This window comes from Capsulimonas sp. (genome assembly GCF_039929585.1).
GTDB lineage: Bacteria > Armatimonadota > Armatimonadia > Armatimonadales > Capsulimonadaceae > Capsulimonas.
Genome location: NZ_JBDSQY010000172.1, coordinates 29,599 through 47,511 on the forward strand (window position 1 = coordinate 29,599; position 17,913 = coordinate 47,511).

A 17,913-nucleotide genomic window follows, 5' to 3' on the forward strand; every position below is an offset into this window, starting at 1 on the left:
CTATGGTTCGTGGAATCGATTGAGAATCCTGCTTTGTCCCGGATTCGCCCCCCCTGCCACGCAATCGATTTTATGGCCGACACCCCTTATGGGGGCCGGGGGGCATCTTCTCCTCCCCCAGGATTGGAGGCCGGGGGACGAATCCGGATGAGGGCAAAATCAGAACATTCGTTGAAAACTGAAACTTTTCTCCCTCCCAACTCTCGAAGTATTTCATGAAGCGCGGGTCTTAACGCATGTGCGGCATAGCGGGGGAACGAGAGAGAAGCGAGATGCATCATCGATATTATTGGATCGCGGCAGTTGCGCTGGCGAGCGTGGTTATTGCGCCGTCTGCCGATGCGCAGGAGATGCGGCCGGTTCATGTGATCCATGGCGCGGCTGTCACGGCGAACGGCAAGCCGCTGGCGAGGGCGCGGCTGTATCTTTTTGGACTGACGCCCAGCGAATATGCAGGCATGACGGACGGGCCGCCGGTGGTGGTGACGGATGACCAGGGGAAGTTCATATGGCGCGTTCCAGCGGCGGCGGGGCTTTTCGCGGTTCCTGGACAGTCCGGACCGAACTGTTACGCGCTGCCGGACGACATGCGCTCCTGGAAGGCCGCAGCGGTATTGTCCTCAGCGGACAGCGCGGATTTCTATACGCGGTCGATGATGGAGCGCGTCACGCGGCTTTGTAAGACGACGTGGAGCGCGAACGGGGCGGCGCTCTCGGTCGTGGCCCCGGACATGGCGCTGGTGTCGCTTGCGCTGCGAGGGCCTGATGGCAAGCCACTCGCGAACCACAAGGCCGAAGTGGTTCTTGCGGATCCGTGGAGTTATTCAGGCTCATTCGTCCATTACGGTGTAACCGATGCGCGGGGGCGCCTGCAAATGCGCGCTTACCCGGGCTTGCTGCGGATGCTGATCGCTGCCCCGGGCGCCGGATTCGGCTCGACCGGATACTTTGAGGCGCATCCCAGCCATGCCGCCGCCCCGGCGATCCCTCCCCTGGCCCGCTTCGCTCAGATTTCAGGGACCGTCGATGCCTCTCTGATTGCTCCGGGCGCGACGGTTCAGCCAGGACGTTATGGACTTGGGGAGTTTCAATGGCGCGCGCCCAAAGTCGCCGCTGACCCCACCGGACGCTTTACGCTCCGGGACACGCTGCCCGGCCGGTATTATTTGAGCGTTTCCGGCGGCAAGGGTGAGGCGCTGCTGCGGGAAATTTCCGTCCGACCCGGCGAGGAGATTCTGAACGCGCGGATCGAATCCCGTGCATCCCAGCCCGATCCTTTTGTGGTGGTTAAGCCCAGCAGCGTCCCTCCCTCCGTCAGCGGCCATGTGGCGGATACGGCGGGGCGCCCGATGAGTGACGTCCAGGTCTACGCAGTTTACGCCTATTTCGACGGGCATGGCGGCGCGCAGAAGGTTTTCACGGCGAAGACAGACGCGGCGGGCGGATTTACCATCGCCAATCTGCCCAGCGAGCGCAATTACGACGCGCTCACACTGTACGCCGTCCAGCCCGGCCGGCCGCTGGCCCGGACTTCCACGGAAGCGGTCGCGGGGAGTGCGCTTCCCGGCGAAAGAGCCAGCCGATACCAGGGGGATTTGGTCATCCCGGACAGCTCTGGAGAAATGATCGTGCGCGTGCTCCATGGGTCCAAACCATTGCCGGGCGCGCTCGTGCAAATTCGACCGCAATTTGCCGTTTCGCCGTTCTTTTCCGACAACTCCACAGGTGACGGCGCTGCCGCTCTGACCGCGCTGCTGGCGCCAAGCACGAAGACGAACTCTCAAGGCGAAGCGCGCTTTGAGAACCTGGAGCCTGGCCTGTGGAATATCGCGGCCACTGGTACGGATACCGCCGCGACGGGAGGTTACCCCAAGCCGCTGACGGGCGGCGCGATCGGGGCGGCGGTCGGCGGCGCGCGGGCGCGCTTTTTCTCCGTGAACGTTGGCGCCGCCATGCCGGACACGCGGCTGCGCGTCCTGGGATCGAATGGTGTTCCGCCGGCGTCGTCACCCATCTCCTTCGACTTTGAGCTGACCTCCGGTCTCGCTCGATCGAATACCAGCTTGGGGCTGGAACGCAATGGCAAAGCCTCCCTCACGCTGCCGCAAACGGGCCTCTGGCGCGTGACAACGCGTTTTCGAGACCTGCCTCAGGATGGCCTTTCCAACACGACGGAACCGCTTTACGAAGGCGTGACCTACTGCGCCGTGTCGCCCGCCCTCTTCCATTACGCGCCGCCGGATGTGCGTATGGTTCGGAAGCGATCCGGGCGCCTGCGCGTGCGGCTGCGTGACTCCATGGGGTGGCCGGCTTCCGGCTCCGCCGTGGTCGTCGGCCCAACACCCAACACACGATACGCCGCGTCGATCGACAGCGCCGGCGAAGCGGTCTTTTCCGATCTGCCTTCCGGCGACTATACCATCCAAACCGATTGGCCCCGGCCGCAAACCCCGATTTCGCTCGGGGCCGAAGGGGGGCCATTTCCTACGGACGCCGCCCTCGCCGAAACCCGAATGCTGATGTCTCGGGTGGTGGCCGTTGTGTCCGGCAAGGAAACAGTCGCCACAATGAGGCCGGATCAGCTTGGGTATGTCCGGGGCCGGCTCACGGGCGTGGACGACCTTAAAAATTACCGGGTACTGCTGCCGTTCTTCTATCCTCCGAACATCGAGAGTATTCACTTTGATGCCCATACGGGCGAGTTTGTCGCGGGACCGTTCGCGCGTGGAAAGACAACGCTGCTGGTGCGGCGGATCACCAAAGACATGGAGAACAACGCCGGCGCCGACCGTTACCAGACGGTGGACGTCACGCCGGGCAAAGTCACCCAGCTCATCCTCGAACCGGCCCCCTACCCGCCGCCGGCTTCCCCCGCGCCCAGCCTCACGGAGCCGCTGTGGCGGCTCGACGACCGCGTGTTTCTGCCGGACGGGATCACGCCGGCCTGGGGAGCGCGCGTCGCCGTGTACACGCCGCCCGCCCAAAATGCGATCTTTGCAGGCCGAACCGACGCCAGCGGGCGCATCACGGACCGGCAGGAGTGGATGTCGTTCGATACGCCCACTCCCGTTCCTCCCGGCAGTCCCACACAGCCGGTGGTAGTCGCGTGGCTGCCCGGATCGTACGGCGCTTCGATCACGCCGTACACACCCGGCGAAACAAAATCGCTCGTCCTGCCGGCGCCCGTCTCGATCCACGGGCGCGTGACGGCGGGCAAAAAGTCCGTGAAGGGCCTCCCCTCCTCGTTCCGTATCATGGCCGCCTATCAGGGCAGAGGCAAATTGAACGCGCCGCTCAGTTTCGATGTCACCGCCCAGGCCGACGGCTCCTTCGATCTTGCCGGCCTCACGCCCGGAATGTATCGCATTCAGGCCGCCCGCGACGGGATTTGGCTTTCGGAGACACAGACCATCACCGTCGGCGCCTCCCCCCTCCCCGACCTCACACTCGACATCGCGCCGCCCGGAGTCGTGACGATCGTCCATGTGCGGGACGCGAAGGGCAAACCTTTCATCGGCAAATCGATCCATGTCGCGCGCCCCGCCGGACCACTGACAGACCTGCTCTGGCCGGACACGTTCCCGGTGGACAGCGCCGGGGACGTGCGTTTAGAAGGGCTGGAGGCCGGGCCGCATCAAATAGGCGCTGGCGACGGCAAAGGCAAAAGCCCGCTGAGCAAACCCTTCCTCGTACCGGCGTTTGAAGCCGGCGATCCGGCGCGCGACGTGACGGTTCTCGTTCCCGGAAAATTCGCGAAAGAGAAAATTTAAGAATGTATTATCGAAACCTCATAGGCTCGGCGATGGTCTTGACGAGCGCGCTCCTCGCGCCGGCGAACGCGCAGACTCCCGGGGCGCCTCATGTGATCCATGGCGTCGCGACGACGGCGGACGGCAAGCCGCTGGCGCGGGCGACACTGTATATGAAAGCGCTGCCGCCGACCCAGGGCGGGCAGCAGGTGACGCCGGCGGATACCGTGACGACGGACGATCAGGGACGCTTTACATGGGATGAGACCGGTCAGGATTCGCAGGTGTTTCAGCAGCCATACGATGGAATGAGCTGCTATGCGCTGGCGTCGGACGCACGCGACTGGACCGTGACGCCGATCACGCATCAGGCTCCGTCGGATCGCGTCTACGAACTTCATCGGATGCTGGAGCAGGCGACACGTCTATGCGTCACGCATGTGACACATGACGGGACGGAGCCGATTCTGTCGGTCGTGGCGCCGACGCCGGGGACAGTCACTTTGAAGCTGCGCGGTCCGGATGGCGCAATCGTGGCCAACCATCCGGTGTCCGTGGCTGTGTCAAAATGGGCGGGTGTGTCGGGGGCTCTGGTATATCAGGGCCGAACAGACGAACAGGGCCGGCTTCGGTTGCGATGTTTTCCTGGCGAAACACGATTTCAGGTGGTGGTTCCGGGGACTGGGGTCGGCTGGACAGGTTCGCTGCTCGTGCTGCCCGGTCAGGATGTGGAGCGCACGCTGCCACGACTGGCGGCGTTCGCGCGGGTGTCCGGCAAGATCGAAGCGCCGTTGGCGGCGCCGGGTATGACGGTCTATGCCGAGAACTGGCGCTGGTATCAGCCGGAGACAACGACCGGGCCCGACGGGACATTTACGCTGACGGACCTCCTTCCCGGCGGCAACACGCTTGTCGCATCCACGCCGGATGGCGGGAGCGCGCGGGTGAATGCGACCCTGAAGCCGGGCGAGGATCGACGGGGCGTCACGCTGATCCGCCAGAGCACTCCGAGGATCTACTCGCAGCGGCCAGCGACGCCCGAGCACAGCTTCGTGACCGGGCATGTAATGGACGCCGATGGAAAGCCGGCGGCGGGAATCGATGTTTACGCGCGTGTGTCCATACCCCAATACGCCAACTTTCGTCCTCTGGGGGACCGTCTGCCGATGCTCGCAACGAAAACCGACGCCAATGGCGCCTATCGGATCGAGAGCGAGGGCGCGCAGGGATGGACCTACGTCACCGTTGTCGCCAAAAAGCCGGGCTTTCCCGCAGCCATCGCCGCAGCGCGCAATTATCCAGACGCGTCTCACGAGGCCGCCATCCGAAGCGCCATACTGTTTCCCAAAGCCAAGCCGCGCTTTGAGCGCGATCTAGTCCTCCCGACGGGCCATACCGAGCTCACCGTCCACGTCCTGCGCCACGGAGCGCCAGCCGCTGGCGTGGGCGTCACGCTGACAATGCCGGGACGTGCAGACTACTTCACCATGATGTGGAGCGACACGCCAAATGACCCCGCAGGCGACGCGGTGACGCCGGCAATGGTCACCGACGCAAACGGTGACGCCCGATTTACGGACATCGCTCCCGGCGCCTGGACGATATCAGCAATTGTCCGTCCTGCGGACGGAACCCGTCAAGCATCGTTGGACCGGAACTTACCGCGCGAATTCGTGCTTGCGGAAGGCGTGGCTGTCGCCGTGGGAGCGCCGCGCCGGTTTTCGCTCACGCTGCACGATCCCCTCGCCACGCGCACCTTTCAGGCGCTCGCGGCGGACGGGCGGCCCGTGGCGAAGAAACAGCTCCTGCTGAGCCTGGCCCTGCCGCCACACGCGAACCCGGCCGGCCAGGAGCGGATCGATACGAACAGCAGCGGGATCGCGTCGTTTCAGCCCTGGACATCAGGGCTGGTTTTGTATTCCGCGCACTATTCCGACCTGCCGGATCCGAATAATGGAAACATGCCCGAACTCGCATACAGCGGCGACGCCGGGTTGATCGCCCAGTCGCCCGATCTGGTGGAGACAGCCCCCGCGATCATCCGAACGACGCGGCGCGAACCTGGGAGCATCCGAGTCCGTCTTGAGAATGCGCAGGGGCAGCGCGCCGCCGGATCCGCCGCAGTAGATTTCGATTACGGGTCGGAGCCCTACTCCGCCAGTTTGGACGCACATGGCGAAGCCATCTTTTCAGACATTCCGACTGGCCCCCATCGCGTGGCGGCGTTTCTCCCAGGACAGCCGGCGGCGCCGTTTGTGGGAAGCCCAGGACAGCCGTTTCCGGGCAACGACACGCTGATCGGCGTCACCGATATCCGGCCGACGATGATCACCACAGCGCCGGACCATGAAACACTCGTGACCTTCCGGCCGATGCCGATGGGTTATATTCACGGCCGGATCGCGGCGCCCGGCAAGACACAGAACTACGCAGTCACGGCGCCGAATGTTCGGGATTCGTTAGCGCAGTTCCACTATGAGCGCGAAACAGGTGAGTTTTTGTTCGGGCCGCTGCCGGTCGGCCCCACCGTCTTGCAGCTTTATCGAACGCCGCCCGGCGCCGGCTGGGCCAGTACAAAGGAACCGACAAATACCGTCACGGTTTCGCAGGACCATGTCGCGAACATCGTTCTGACGCCAGACCCGGACGAACCGGACCTCACCCCGCAGGCCATAGACGCTCAGGCGCCGCTGGACGCGCGTGTGCTCCTGTCCGATGGCGTCACCCCTGCCTGGGGCGCACGCGTGGCGCTCATGGCGCCAAACAGTTGGCGCCCCCTGAAAATTACCCGCACGGACGCGCAGGGCCGCGCCAGCATCCCTGATTACAACGATATTTCGCCCGACTTTCCCACACAGTCTGTCGGCGACAAGATCAGCCGCCCCGTTCTGGTCGCCTGGCTGCCGGGCTCAAACGGCGCATCGATCGTCCCCGACACACCCGGCAAGACCATCGCGATCACCCTCCCCGCCCCCGCCGCCATCCATGGCCGCGTCACCGTCGCCGGCAAATCCATTGACGGCCTGACATCGTCATTCACGCTCATGGCTTCCTATCAAGGGCGTGGAGAGATCGCCTTGCTCTTCCAGGTCAAAACAACGGCCCAGTCCGACGGAACATTTGACCTGACAGGATTGACGCCCGGAACGTACAAAATCCAGGCGGCCCGCGACGGAATTTGGCTCTCCGAAACGAAAACAATCACCGTCGGCAATGGACCGCTCCCAGATCTCAACTTCGACATCGGCGCGCCCGGCGCGGCCATGATCCTGCACCTCACGGACGGCCACGGCAAACCGCTCGCCAATCGGAAAGTATCCGTCACGCGCCCGAAGGGACCGCTCACCGACGCTGACTGGCCGAAGACGCTCACCACGGACGTCGCCGGCGATCTGCATCTGGAAGGCTTAGAAGCGGGGCGACAGACCATTCACCTGGAAGACAGTCGCAAGGATGTCGAATTCACCGTTCCGCCATACACGGACGGGACAGCGCGCGAGGTAAGCCTCACGCTTCTCAAAACGTGACTGATAACGAAACAAGCGACTTTTGGAGAAGAATGCAGATGCATCATCGATATTTTGTAATTGCCGCAGCCGCCGCGATCGCGACGCCATGTTTCACGCCGCCCGCATCTGCACAGGACAATGTCTTAGTTCGGGTAATTCATGGCGTGGCGACCACAGCGACCGGGCAGCCGCTGGCGCGGACACGTCTGTTTCTCTATGGCCCCCCTGGAGACAGAAACGTCAACACAGGCGGCGATGTCATCGTCATGACAGACGATCAAGGGCGATTTCAGAGGCGTGTGGCGAAGCGCCACCTGATGATCGCCGAGCCCGGAAAGCCCGGACCGACTTTTATGATGCTGCCACTGGACAATGCTTCGTGGACGGCGTCGCCATTGCCGGATGCGGGCGGCAATTTCGACTCCAATGTCCAAGACATTTTGTCGCGTTCCTCGAAGATGTGTGTTACGAAATGGCTGACGGGCGGCGAGGAACCGTCCATCTCATTGGTCGCGCCGGAAATGTCGTCCATCGTCATAGCGCTGCGCGATCCCAATGGCAAGGCGCTGGCGAACCACGCTGTCGAAGTCGTGGCGCCCAATGATAATCTCAGCTACCAGGGCGGCGCACTCATTTACCATGGAGTGACCGATGGCTTGGGGCGACTTCGCATGCTTCAATATCCAGGATTGCAGCGTCTGGAGATCGCCGCGCCGGGTGTCGGCTATGTCTTCACCGGCTATTTCGATGCGCCGACGAATACGATAACGTCCCCGCTTCTTCCGCCACTTGCGCCATTCGGGCGCATTTCCGGAACCGTCGCCCAAGAACTGCGCGGCCCCGCCGGAATCGTATCTCTCCAGCGCTCCAGTCGTGAGGGATTTGCCTGGCTGCAAACCAAGCGTCCGATTGACGCCCAGGGACGCTTCACGCTCGCGGATATCCCAGGCGGTGAGATTGAGTTCACGATCCACGGCAATGGACACACCATCCAGCGATCGGTCCGTTTACATCCCGGCGAGATCGTTCCGGATGTTAAATTTGAGATGCAGCCATGGGAGCTGTCTCCCGCCGCCCCCACCACAGTCGCGCTTCTGGGCGGCGTGTTCACGCCCGCAGCTGATGCGTCCGAAGATCCCTCTTCTGCTGTCAGCGGTCATGTGACGGATATTGCCGGTCACCCCGTGGCGAATGCAGACGTTTACGCGCTTTATCAATCTTACGACGGTCATCGGATCGGTCAGCAGACGCTCACGACGAAGACGGGCGCCGATGGCGCGTTTTCCATCGTAGATCTGCCCAAGGAACTCAACGGCTCCGTCGTCATGCTTTATGCATTTCAGGCCGGTCATCCGCTCGCCAGTACGCCTGCCGAGCCCAACGCGGGGACGACTCCAATCACGACCCCGAAGAAATTCCACGGCAATCTGATCGTGCCGGATGGCCATTCAGGACTCGTTGTGTGTGTGCTTCAGGATGGAAAACCGATGGGGGGCGCATCCGTCCGTGCGACGCGCCATCTCGAACAAGGCTGGTTTGATGAAGCCATCGGGTCCCGGGGGACATCCGCGAACCTAACCCAAATAATCGCGCCGACGGCAACCACAGACGCCAATGGCGAAGCCAGGTTCGAAAACCTCACACCAGGTCTGTGGGATATCACGGCGTCGTCTACGGAGATGCGTAAATTGGCGGACTCCGCCCCCCGCCCAAGTTACCAGGGAGTGGGGTCAGCCGTGGCCGTTGGCGGCGACACCATGCGGCGATTTACGATGAATGTCGCCCCCACCCCAGAACTGTCGTCCTACCATGTGCTCACGCCGAGTGGGCAAATCCCGGATCCTGGCTCCGTGGGATTTGGCATCGAACTATTATCCCGTTCAAGTGGAGGGGGATTCAGCGGGCCATTGGATGAGCACGGAAATCGGACTGTCGATCTCAGCCAGAATGGCCTATGGCGTGTTTCCGCGATCTACCATAATCCATTGCGCAACGGCGCTCCGCAAAACGTGGGACCATACGATATAGGAATTGTCTATTCCGCCGTGTCGCCGGCAATTCCCATGCCAAATCTTGTGCCGATCCGCACCTCGACGCATCCCGCAGGCCGACTGCGTGTGCGGTTATTCGACGCGAACGGCCAAGCCATGCGCGGCTCCGTTGTCATTCGGACATGGCCTTTCGAAATTCCCTTCGCCGGATCGGTCGACGCCAGCGGTGAAGTCTTGTTTTCGGATTTGACTTCGGGAAACTATTCCGTTCAAGCGTATTCCAACGGCAGCACGCCGCCGAATATCGGCAAAGACGGAGATGCTCTGCCTTCGGATAATGCGCTGAAGCATGTCGCCGTGCTTATTTCCACTAAAGCGTCGGTCTCCTCCGGCGATGAGGCGCGCGTGGATATACACCCCACGCCCGAAGGCTATATCCGTGGCAAGATCGCCGATGCCGATGATCCTAAAAATTACAATGTCTACATAAACCACTACGAGCAAAATCCAGCCGCAGTTCACTATGACCGGAACACGGGCGAGTTTATCGCGGGGCCGTTTCCGAAGGGCGAAGTCCCATTGCGAGTGCAGCGAGTGACAGGCGCTTCGGGCGATGCCCAATCGTCGGGGCGCAATTGGCCGGTGACGGTTGTTCCGGGACAGGTCGTCCATGTCACCCTCAAAACCGAACGAAATACACCTGCGCCCCCGCTGCTCACGCAATTTTCGCCGCGCATCCTCCTCTCCGACGGCGTCACGCCCGCCTGGGGCGCCCACATCGCCGTCTTCACTCCGGACAGCGTTGATCCAGCGATCTGGTCGCAAGCCGATCCCGCCGGTCACCTGTCCCCGCGCTACGAATCGCGTTTTCTCGGGATGGGGCCGGCGGCCGCATTAAAACCGGGCGGCGATCCCACCGAGACCGTTGTCATTGCGTGGCTGCCAGGAAATGCAGGAGCGGCGATCCTCCCTTACTCGCCTGTGAGCCGCCAGGACATCGTCCTTCCCGCTCCCATCTCCACACATGGCCGGATCACCGTCGGCGAGGAATCTGTCAGCCGCCTCAACTCCACGTTTCGCATTCTGGCGGCGTACCAGGGACGCGGCAAACTGAATGTCTTTCTGAACGTGGATACAACCGCGCAGGCCGATGGCTCGTTCGACCTGAGCGGCCTGACGCCCGGTACGTACAAAATCCAGGCGGCCCGCGACGGAATTTGGCTGTCCGAAACGAAAACAGTCATCGTCGGCAATGGGGCGCTTCCCGACCTAGACTTCGACATCGGCGCCCCCGGCGCGGCGACAATCGTCCATCTCAGGAACGCCCAAGGAAAGCCCATCGGCGTAAAATCCGTCCGCGTTGCGCGCCCCACTGGACCGCTCACGGATATTCTCTGGCCGGACACGTTTCCCGTGGACCCGGCCGGTGACGTGCGCCTGGAAGGACTGGAAGCGGGACCGCATCAAATCAGCGCCGGCGACGGAAAAGGGCGAGTGCGTCTCAGCAAGCCCTTCGCCGTCCCGGCATTCACGGAGAGCGCTCCGATGACGGAAGTGACGGTCGCTCTTCCAGGCGATTAACGGCGAACATATTCACGTCTTGAGATGGCCCTAAAAGTGGGTAAGACTCCCGCAAGAACGAATGGCGGGAGAAAGCTTATGACCACGCGACGGGATTTTCTCAAGACGGGCGCGACGCTTGCGGCGGGCGCGGCGGCGATGTCGGTGACGGGATTGCCGGGGGCGAGGGCGGCGGAGAAGCGCGATCCGCGCGTCGATATCGCGCCGGACGCGGGGATGGAGCCGGGGCCGACGCCGAAGACGACGCGCAAGGGCGATATGCCTTACCGGATGCTGGGACGCACCGGCGAAGAGGTTTCGCTGATCGGTCTGGGCGGATACCATATCGGCTCGCCGGACAGCGACGCCGAGGGAATCAAGCTGATCCACGCGGCTCTGGACCGGGGCGTCAATTTTCTGGACAACTGCTGGGACTACCACAACGGCGGCAGCGAGACGCGCATGGGCAAGGCGCTCGCCGAGGGCGGCTACCGGGACAAGGCGTTTCTGATGACCAAGATCGACGGCCGCACCAGCGCGTCGGCCGCCAGTCAGATCGATGAATCGCTGAAGCGACTTCAGACGGATCACATTGACCTGCTTCAGTTCCATGAGATCCTGCGTATGGAAGATCCCGACCGCATCTTCGGCAAGGGCGGCGCTCTGGAAGCCGTGTTAAAAGCCAAAACAGCGGGCAAAGTCCGCTACATCGGCTTCACCGGTCACAAAGACCCCCTGGTGCATCGCCGGATGCTGGAAGTGGCCGACAGCCACAACTTCCATCTCGACACATTGCAAATGCCGATCAACGTCATGGATGCTCACTTCCGCAGCTTCACGCGTCAGGTATTGCCGATCGCCAGCCAAAGGGGAATCGGCGTGATCGCCATGAAGACCTTCGGCGACCACTTCATCCTCGACCGCGTCCTCGCCGACAAGCTCGCGACACCCATCGAGATGTTCCACTACTCCATGACGCTCCCGGTCTCCGTGGTCGTCACCGGCATCGAACGCATGGAGATCTTGGAACAGGCCCTGGAAGCCGCCCGCACCTTCCAGCCCCTCAGCAAAACACAAGTCGCCTCGCTGCTCGGCCGCACAAAAACCGCCGCCGACGACGGCTCGACGGAGTTATTCAAGACATCGACAAGGTTCGATGGGACGGCGCACAATCCGGACTGGCTGGGGTGACCTATTCCCCCGGCGCTTTAGCGCGCTTCCCCCTTTTTCCCAACAAGCTGCTTCGCAGGGTAAAAGGGGTGCTAATAATTACCATCCATTCACTCGTCACATGCCCATGAGGAGTTTGTAGCCGACGCCAAACTTCTTCACATCTACTTGTCGAGCGTGCAAGGAAATCAATGATTGGCTCCCCTTTTACCCTGCGAAGCAGCTTGTTGGGAAAAAGGGGGAAGCGCGCTAAAGCGCCGGGGGAATAGGGACGAATGGGCGTTTTAATCAACTCAAAATTTCATGAGACGCCCCCTTGACAATGCTCACACGCCAGGGTATACTTCGACAACATCAATATTGACAGTAAGTTTATTACAAAAGAAGTTTGACCGACTAGACAACTAGAGGTGAACGTCCATTGCTGCGAAGCGCATCCCGTGGATGCGATTTCGCGCTTTGCCGCACTCTAGGAGAACCGTCGTGAATAACCGCCGCTCGTTTGGCTTTACACTCATTGAATTGCTCGTTGTGATCGCGATCATCGCGATTCTCGCCGCGATCCTGTTCCCCGTCTTCGCCCAGGCCCGTGAAAAGGCCCGGCAAATCACCTGCGTATCCAACCAGAAGCAGATCGGCATCGCCATTCTGCAATACACCCAGGACTACGATGAGGCGCTGCCTCCATCGAACTACAACGATCCGTTACAGCCGGCAAGCCCGTCGACATGGATGTTCATTATTGACTCGTACGTCAAGGCTGGTTATCCACACGCAGCCGCCGCGACAGGGAGCAGTGTTGGCAGTGTATTTACCTGCCCCGACTATGCAGCGACCGCAGTGACAGCGAATGCGACTCCTGCGCATAGCTACGTTGCGAACGCCAATATCATGCCGGCGTGGATTACCGGAACCGGCCAGACCGCCGCCACCAATCCGCCGGTTACTCTTGCGGCGCTGCGATCTCCCGCTCAAGTGGTCCTCATTGGCGAAGCTGCGGGCGGCTCACGGATATTCACCTATGGCGACGATGTGAATACGTCTCCGGTCATTCCTGGCCAGACCGCCGCTGTTTTCGGTTCTACGCAGGCGATCTACTTGCGTGCTCGCCTTCGACACTCTGGCGGCTCCAATTATCTCTTCGGCGACGGTCATGTGAAGTGGTTCCACGGCCCTGGCGCGAGCTTTACGCCGACCGGTTCGACCTGGTACCCGGTCACCCCCGTCACCGCGACCTCAAACATTGTGTGGCGGCAGAGCGCGTATCCGAACGCGGGAGGATGGTTCATTGAAGATCCCAACCAAAGCTAGTTTGATTGTTCTGACGCTGGCCGCCGCGTGCGCGCCGGCCATGGCCGCTCCGTCCGCCGAGGACTTGATCCGTCAGAACACCGCCGCGCTCCAGTCGGCGGCCTCATTGAAGGCCGACTTCGAGGAGATCGACTCGTACCCCGAGCCGTTCAAGGATCTCGCCCAGCGCGGAACGGCGACGCTGGCGAGGCCCGGGCAATTGCGCGTCGATATCCATCGCTTCCGGCGTGTGGATGCGGACAAACCCTGGGCGGCGTCCGGCAACGACACCCTCGCGGTCTCGGACGGCAAGACTTACTGGTACGCCTTTCTGCATCCCAACAGCACGCAGACGCGTCAGGAAGCATTCACCGGCGCCACTCCGCGCGCCGCTCTGAGGCAACTGCCGGCGCTCACGGCGTTCTTCGCCACCGGCGACGCCGCACTCCCCAGCCAGTCCGGCCCGACCGTATTGGAAGCCGACGAGACCTGGGAAGGCGCAAAGTACCATGTCGTTACATACGATGTCGGCTCTGAAGGCGGCCGGGCTTCGAAAGCCCGCGCCTATCTCGGCGACGACTCGATCGTGCACCGTCTTGTCTTTACTACTCAAACTCCCAAAGGGATCGCCACCAAGGAATGGAACCTGCGTAACATTCAGGTGAACGCTCCCGCGCCGGCATCGACATTCGCCTACGCGCCGCCCGCCGACGCTACCCCGCTGGACGGAACGCCGCGCGGCGTTCAGCTCGCGGAAGGCGCGCCCGCCCCGGACTTCACGCTGCGCGACGCGCAGGGCGCCCCGGTCAAGCTATCGGACTACAAAGGCAAGACCGTCGTTTTGGAGTTCTGGGCGACTTGGTGCTGGCCCTGCAACCAATCGCTCCCGCACGCTCAAGCCATTTCGCATGCCAATAAAGACAAGAACACCGTGACGCTGGCCGTCGCGATCTGGGACAGTCAAAAGGGGTTCGACGCCTGGATCAAGAAGCACGACTACCCGGATATCCGATTCGCGATCGATCCCAGCCCGCAGGGCAAAGACGTCGCTTCTTCTCTTTACCACATCGCGACCACACCGACTACTTTCGTGATCGGCCCGGATGGAAACGTCGTCAAAGCCATCCCCGGCTTCAACGGCAAAACCGATGTCCTCGAAGCCGCCATCGCCGCCGCCCAGGCGCCGAAAACGGCCAGCGTACAATAGCTCCCCATCTGGGATCAATCCGGAGACGCCTCCCCGGCGTCTCCGCTTTCCTCAATCCACTCCATCAGCCGCGACCGCAAATCCTCCTTGGTCGGCAGGTAAAGCTGGTAAGCCGCCGCGAAGATATTGGCGTCTTTCGGCAAGGTCAGCTCGACCAGGGCGTCTTTCTTGCGCCTGCACAGTACGATGCCGACGGTCGGATTTTCCTCGGGCGCCTTCACATACCGATCGAAGTAGTTCACATACATCTGCATCTGTCCCAGATCCTGATGCGTCAATTGATCGAGCTTCAAATCGATCAGCACGTAACAGCGCAGCAGTCGGTTATAAAACACGAGATCGACGTAAAAGTGATCTTCATCGAATGTGAAGCGTTTCTGCCGCCCCTCAAATAAAAAACCCTTGCCAAGCTCCAGCAGAAAATGCTCCAGCTTGGAAATGATCGCACTTTCCAAATCGCTCTCCGAATACCCTGGGCTAATGTCCAGTCCCAGAAACTCCAGAACATAAGGGTCCTTGATGATATCGGCGGGCGTGGCGACAATCTGCCCTTCGTTCGCCAGCTGCTGAGCCCGGACTTTGTCACGGCTGAGCGCCAAGCGTTCGTACAGCCCAGAGCCAACTTGACGCTGAAGCTCACGCAACGACCAGCTGTTCCGCCCCGCCTCAATTTCATAAAATCGGCGCTCGTTCTCATCACGAACGCCAATGAGCAATACATAGTGCGACCAGCTGAGTGTGAAAACCTCAGCAGGCAAATTATTCGGCAATATTCCAGACGGTGTCTGGAATATTGCCTGGATCGAAGTGCGATAGGCGAGATAGAAGTTGCGCATCACATAAAGTGACTGGTAAGAATAGCCTCGGCCAACTTCAGTCGTCAGTCTGCGTGCAAGTTCCTTGACAAGCGCTTGTCCATAAGCCGCGCGCTGATGGCCTTGCTGTTCGTGCTCTACGATCAAGCGCCCGATCTCGTAGTTCGTGCGGACCTGAAGCGAGTTGATGCTGACAGCGGCGGTTCGGCGGGCCGATTGCAGCAGAGAACGCACCTGGGCGACGAGCGGGCCAAGGCCGTCATCGGCGATTTCTAACGAGACGATGGGTGTGGGTTCCGGTTTCTTCATGGGAATGGGGCTCCGGTTCGGTGATGGCGGATGTCACATATCTTAGCGTAAACCGATTGAAAATGCTAGTAGGCGTTTGGGGAATATGCCCGCATCGGGATTACCCAAGATATCAAAAAGCACTCGAATATGATCATGCTTTCGAGGAGCAAATCGATGGCGCGTCCCTCTCCAGCGCCCTTCTTATTCTGCCGACAATATCGATAAGGCGACCGCTAACGTCGCCGGCAGGATGAGAAAAAACGTGGTAAAGCATCTTACGATCGCGCTCGCCGAGCAAAACAGCGCGCTGATCGAGCAAAATCAAATTTTAGAGAGCCGGCTTCAGGATGTCCAGGACGACATCGATGTGCTGGTGCGCAGCGGACGCTGGCTGATCTGGCATGCGGACGTGGCGGAAACGGAGCCGGGGTTCGCCAACGACTGGCGCTTCCGGTCGGATTATGCCGAGGCGGCGCTCAGTTGGCTTCCGATCGCTGTGGATGACAATCAGGACTTCAGCACGGCCATCACCTGCGCCCGGCCGCCGGAAGACAGCGAGATCTGCCACGTCAATTGCTCGAATGCATTGTATGGCGGACTTCCGGGGTACTCACAAGAGTTTCGAGTGCGGACGCGGACGGGAGACATCCGCTGGCTGACGGAGACGGTTGCGGTCGAACATGTCTCGCCCACCCAATGGCGCTTGACGGGGATCGCCATCGACATTACCGAGAGCAAGCAAGTGGAACAGGAACTGGAGTTGATGCGGCGTGAGGTAATGAGCCAGAACGCCGAGCTTCAGGACGCGCAGGCGGAATTGGAAGCGCAGAACGATGAGCTGGCGCGCGCCAACGCCCGTCTGGAAAGCCTGGCGACGACGGACGGCCTGACGGGCCTGAAGAACCACCGCGCCTTTCAGGAAGCGCTGGAACACGAGTGGCGGGGAGCGCAGCGCCACGGGGCGCCGCTGTCGCTGATCTTCCTGGACATCGATTACTTTAAGAATTACAATGACGCCTACGGGCATCCCGCCGGCGACGAGGTGCTGAAGCAAGTGGGAATATTGCTGATGGAAGGCGCGCGCGACATCGACTGCGTGGCGCGCTACGGCGGCGAGGAGTTCGTGGTTCTGGCGCCGCGGACCGACGCGGAGGGCGTATTCGCCCTCGCCGAGCGTTTCCGCCGGCGTATCGCCGCAGCGTCATTCCCGCATCGAAAAATCACCGCCAGCTTCGGCGTCGCCACCCAGCGCGCTACATTCGGCGACGCCAAAGTCCTGATCCAGACAGCCGACGCCGGCCTTTACGCCGCCAAAGCGCAAGGCCGAAACTGCGTCTCCCTCGCGATTACGGAGGCGGCGGCTTAAGTGAAAGAGCGTTCCCAGTCGTCCGCGATCGCCCGCAATCGGGCGATGTCGCGCCGGGGCGGCGCGCCGAACATCCGGGCGTATTCGCGGCTGAACTGCGATGAGCTTTCATAGCCAACTTGATAGGAAGCGTTATCGACATTGGCGGCGTCGGTCACCATCAGGCGGCGCGCTTCGAGCAGGCGCATCTGTTTCTGGTACTGCAGCGGCGTCATCGACGTCAGCGTTTTGAACTGCCGATGGAACGCCGATGGGCTCATTTGCGCCGTGAGCGCCAGGTCTTCAATACGGACAGTTTCCGCGAAGCGGCCACGCAGTTCATGGATCGCGCGAATAATATCCTGCGCGTGGCCGTTCCCCAGCGCGATCCGGGCGACTTCGGCGCCGTTTGGGCCGGTCAGCAGCCGGTAACAGATCTCGCGCATGATCGAAGACGTAAGGATCGGGATGGCCTCCGGCTCGCCGAGCAGCCGAACCATGCGCAGTGCGCAGTCCGCCAGGGGACCGTCGATGTCCCGCACGAACACCCCCATTCCAAGTTCGGCGCTCGTCTTCAGCGGTGTATTCAGCGCCTCTAGGACTTCACGCATGATGGCCAGATCAAACTGGATAATGACGCCGAGATATGGTTCGTCTGGGCTGGCCTGGGCGATTCGGCTGAAGGCCGGCATTTCCACGCTGACCACCAGCGCCTGCCCCGCCCGGTAGTCAAACCGCGTGTCTCCAAATATCGTCCACTTCGCGCCCTGCACAACGAGGCAGAGCGCGGGCTTGAAGATCAGATGGCTCGGCAGCTTTTCCTCATTGGACCGAAGGATCGTCAAGCCCGGAACGGGCGTGATGAACGGGCTCGCCCCTGGCTGGGCGTCGGTATAACGCGTGACGGCTTCCCGCAATGCATCGGACATCTTGGCGTCTCCCTTCTTCCACTTACCATACCTTTCCAGCCCGGCAAAACCATCGCC

Annotated in this window: 9 protein-coding genes; 7 read left to right on the top strand and 2 right to left on the bottom strand. The window is 61.5% G+C overall.

Annotated features, from left to right (window positions below; translation table 11 throughout):
- Positions 1 to 272: 272 nt before the first annotated feature.
- From ABIZ35_RS11995 to ABIZ35_RS12020, 6 genes are all read left to right on the top strand, one after another.
- Complete coding sequence (locus ABIZ35_RS11995; protein WP_348220140.1) at positions 273 to 3,770, top strand: carboxypeptidase-like regulatory domain-containing protein; 3,498 nt, start codon at positions 273 to 275, stop codon at positions 3,768 to 3,770.
- Positions 3,771 to 3,772: 2 nt separating this feature from the next.
- The gene (locus ABIZ35_RS12000) at positions 3,773 to 7,276 is read left to right on the top strand and encodes a carboxypeptidase-like regulatory domain-containing protein (protein ID WP_348220141.1); all 3,504 of its coding nucleotides are present in this window, start codon (positions 3,773 to 3,775) and stop codon (positions 7,274 to 7,276) included.
- Between the two features lie 38 nt (positions 7,277 to 7,314).
- Complete coding sequence (locus tag ABIZ35_RS12005) at positions 7,315 to 10,830, top strand: carboxypeptidase-like regulatory domain-containing protein (RefSeq protein ID WP_348220142.1); 3,516 nt, start codon at positions 7,315 to 7,317, stop codon at positions 10,828 to 10,830.
- A 78-nt stretch (positions 10,831 to 10,908) separates the two neighbouring features.
- Positions 10,909 to 12,000, top strand: a complete 1,092-nt coding sequence (locus ABIZ35_RS12010; RefSeq protein ID WP_348220143.1) for an aldo/keto reductase — start codon at positions 10,909 to 10,911, stop codon at positions 11,998 to 12,000.
- A gap of 462 nt (positions 12,001 to 12,462) precedes the next feature.
- Positions 12,463 to 13,290, top strand: a complete 828-nt coding sequence (locus ABIZ35_RS12015; protein WP_348220144.1) for a DUF1559 domain-containing protein — start codon at positions 12,463 to 12,465, stop codon at positions 13,288 to 13,290.
- Entirely contained in the window at positions 13,268 to 14,476 is a 1,209-nt protein-coding gene (locus ABIZ35_RS12020; protein ID WP_348220145.1) for a redoxin domain-containing protein, read from the top strand. Before ABIZ35_RS12015 ends, ABIZ35_RS12020 begins: the two co-directional genes overlap by 23 nt.
- A 14-nt stretch (positions 14,477 to 14,490) precedes the next feature.
- Here ABIZ35_RS12020 and ABIZ35_RS12025 read toward each other — a convergent pair whose 3' ends face one another.
- Positions 14,491 to 15,600 carry a PDDEXK nuclease domain-containing protein gene (locus ABIZ35_RS12025; protein ID WP_348220146.1) on the bottom strand — a complete coding sequence of 370 codons (1,110 nt, stop codon included), beginning with the start codon at positions 15,598 to 15,600 and terminating at the stop codon, positions 14,491 to 14,493.
- Positions 15,601 to 15,844: 244 nt separating this feature from the next.
- On the opposite strand from ABIZ35_RS12025, the gene ABIZ35_RS12030 reads away from it, so the two are divergent.
- Positions 15,845 to 16,948, top strand: a complete 1,104-nt coding sequence (locus tag ABIZ35_RS12030; protein ID WP_348220147.1) for a diguanylate cyclase — start codon at positions 15,845 to 15,847, stop codon at positions 16,946 to 16,948.
- On the opposite strand, the gene ABIZ35_RS12035 is transcribed toward ABIZ35_RS12030, so the two are convergent.
- Positions 16,945 to 17,856 carry an AraC family transcriptional regulator gene (locus ABIZ35_RS12035; RefSeq protein ID WP_348220148.1) on the bottom strand — a complete coding sequence of 304 codons (912 nt, stop codon included), beginning with the start codon at positions 17,854 to 17,856 and terminating at the stop codon, positions 16,945 to 16,947. The genes ABIZ35_RS12030 and ABIZ35_RS12035 overlap by 4 nt on opposite strands.
- Positions 17,857 to 17,913 lie beyond the last annotated feature (57 nt).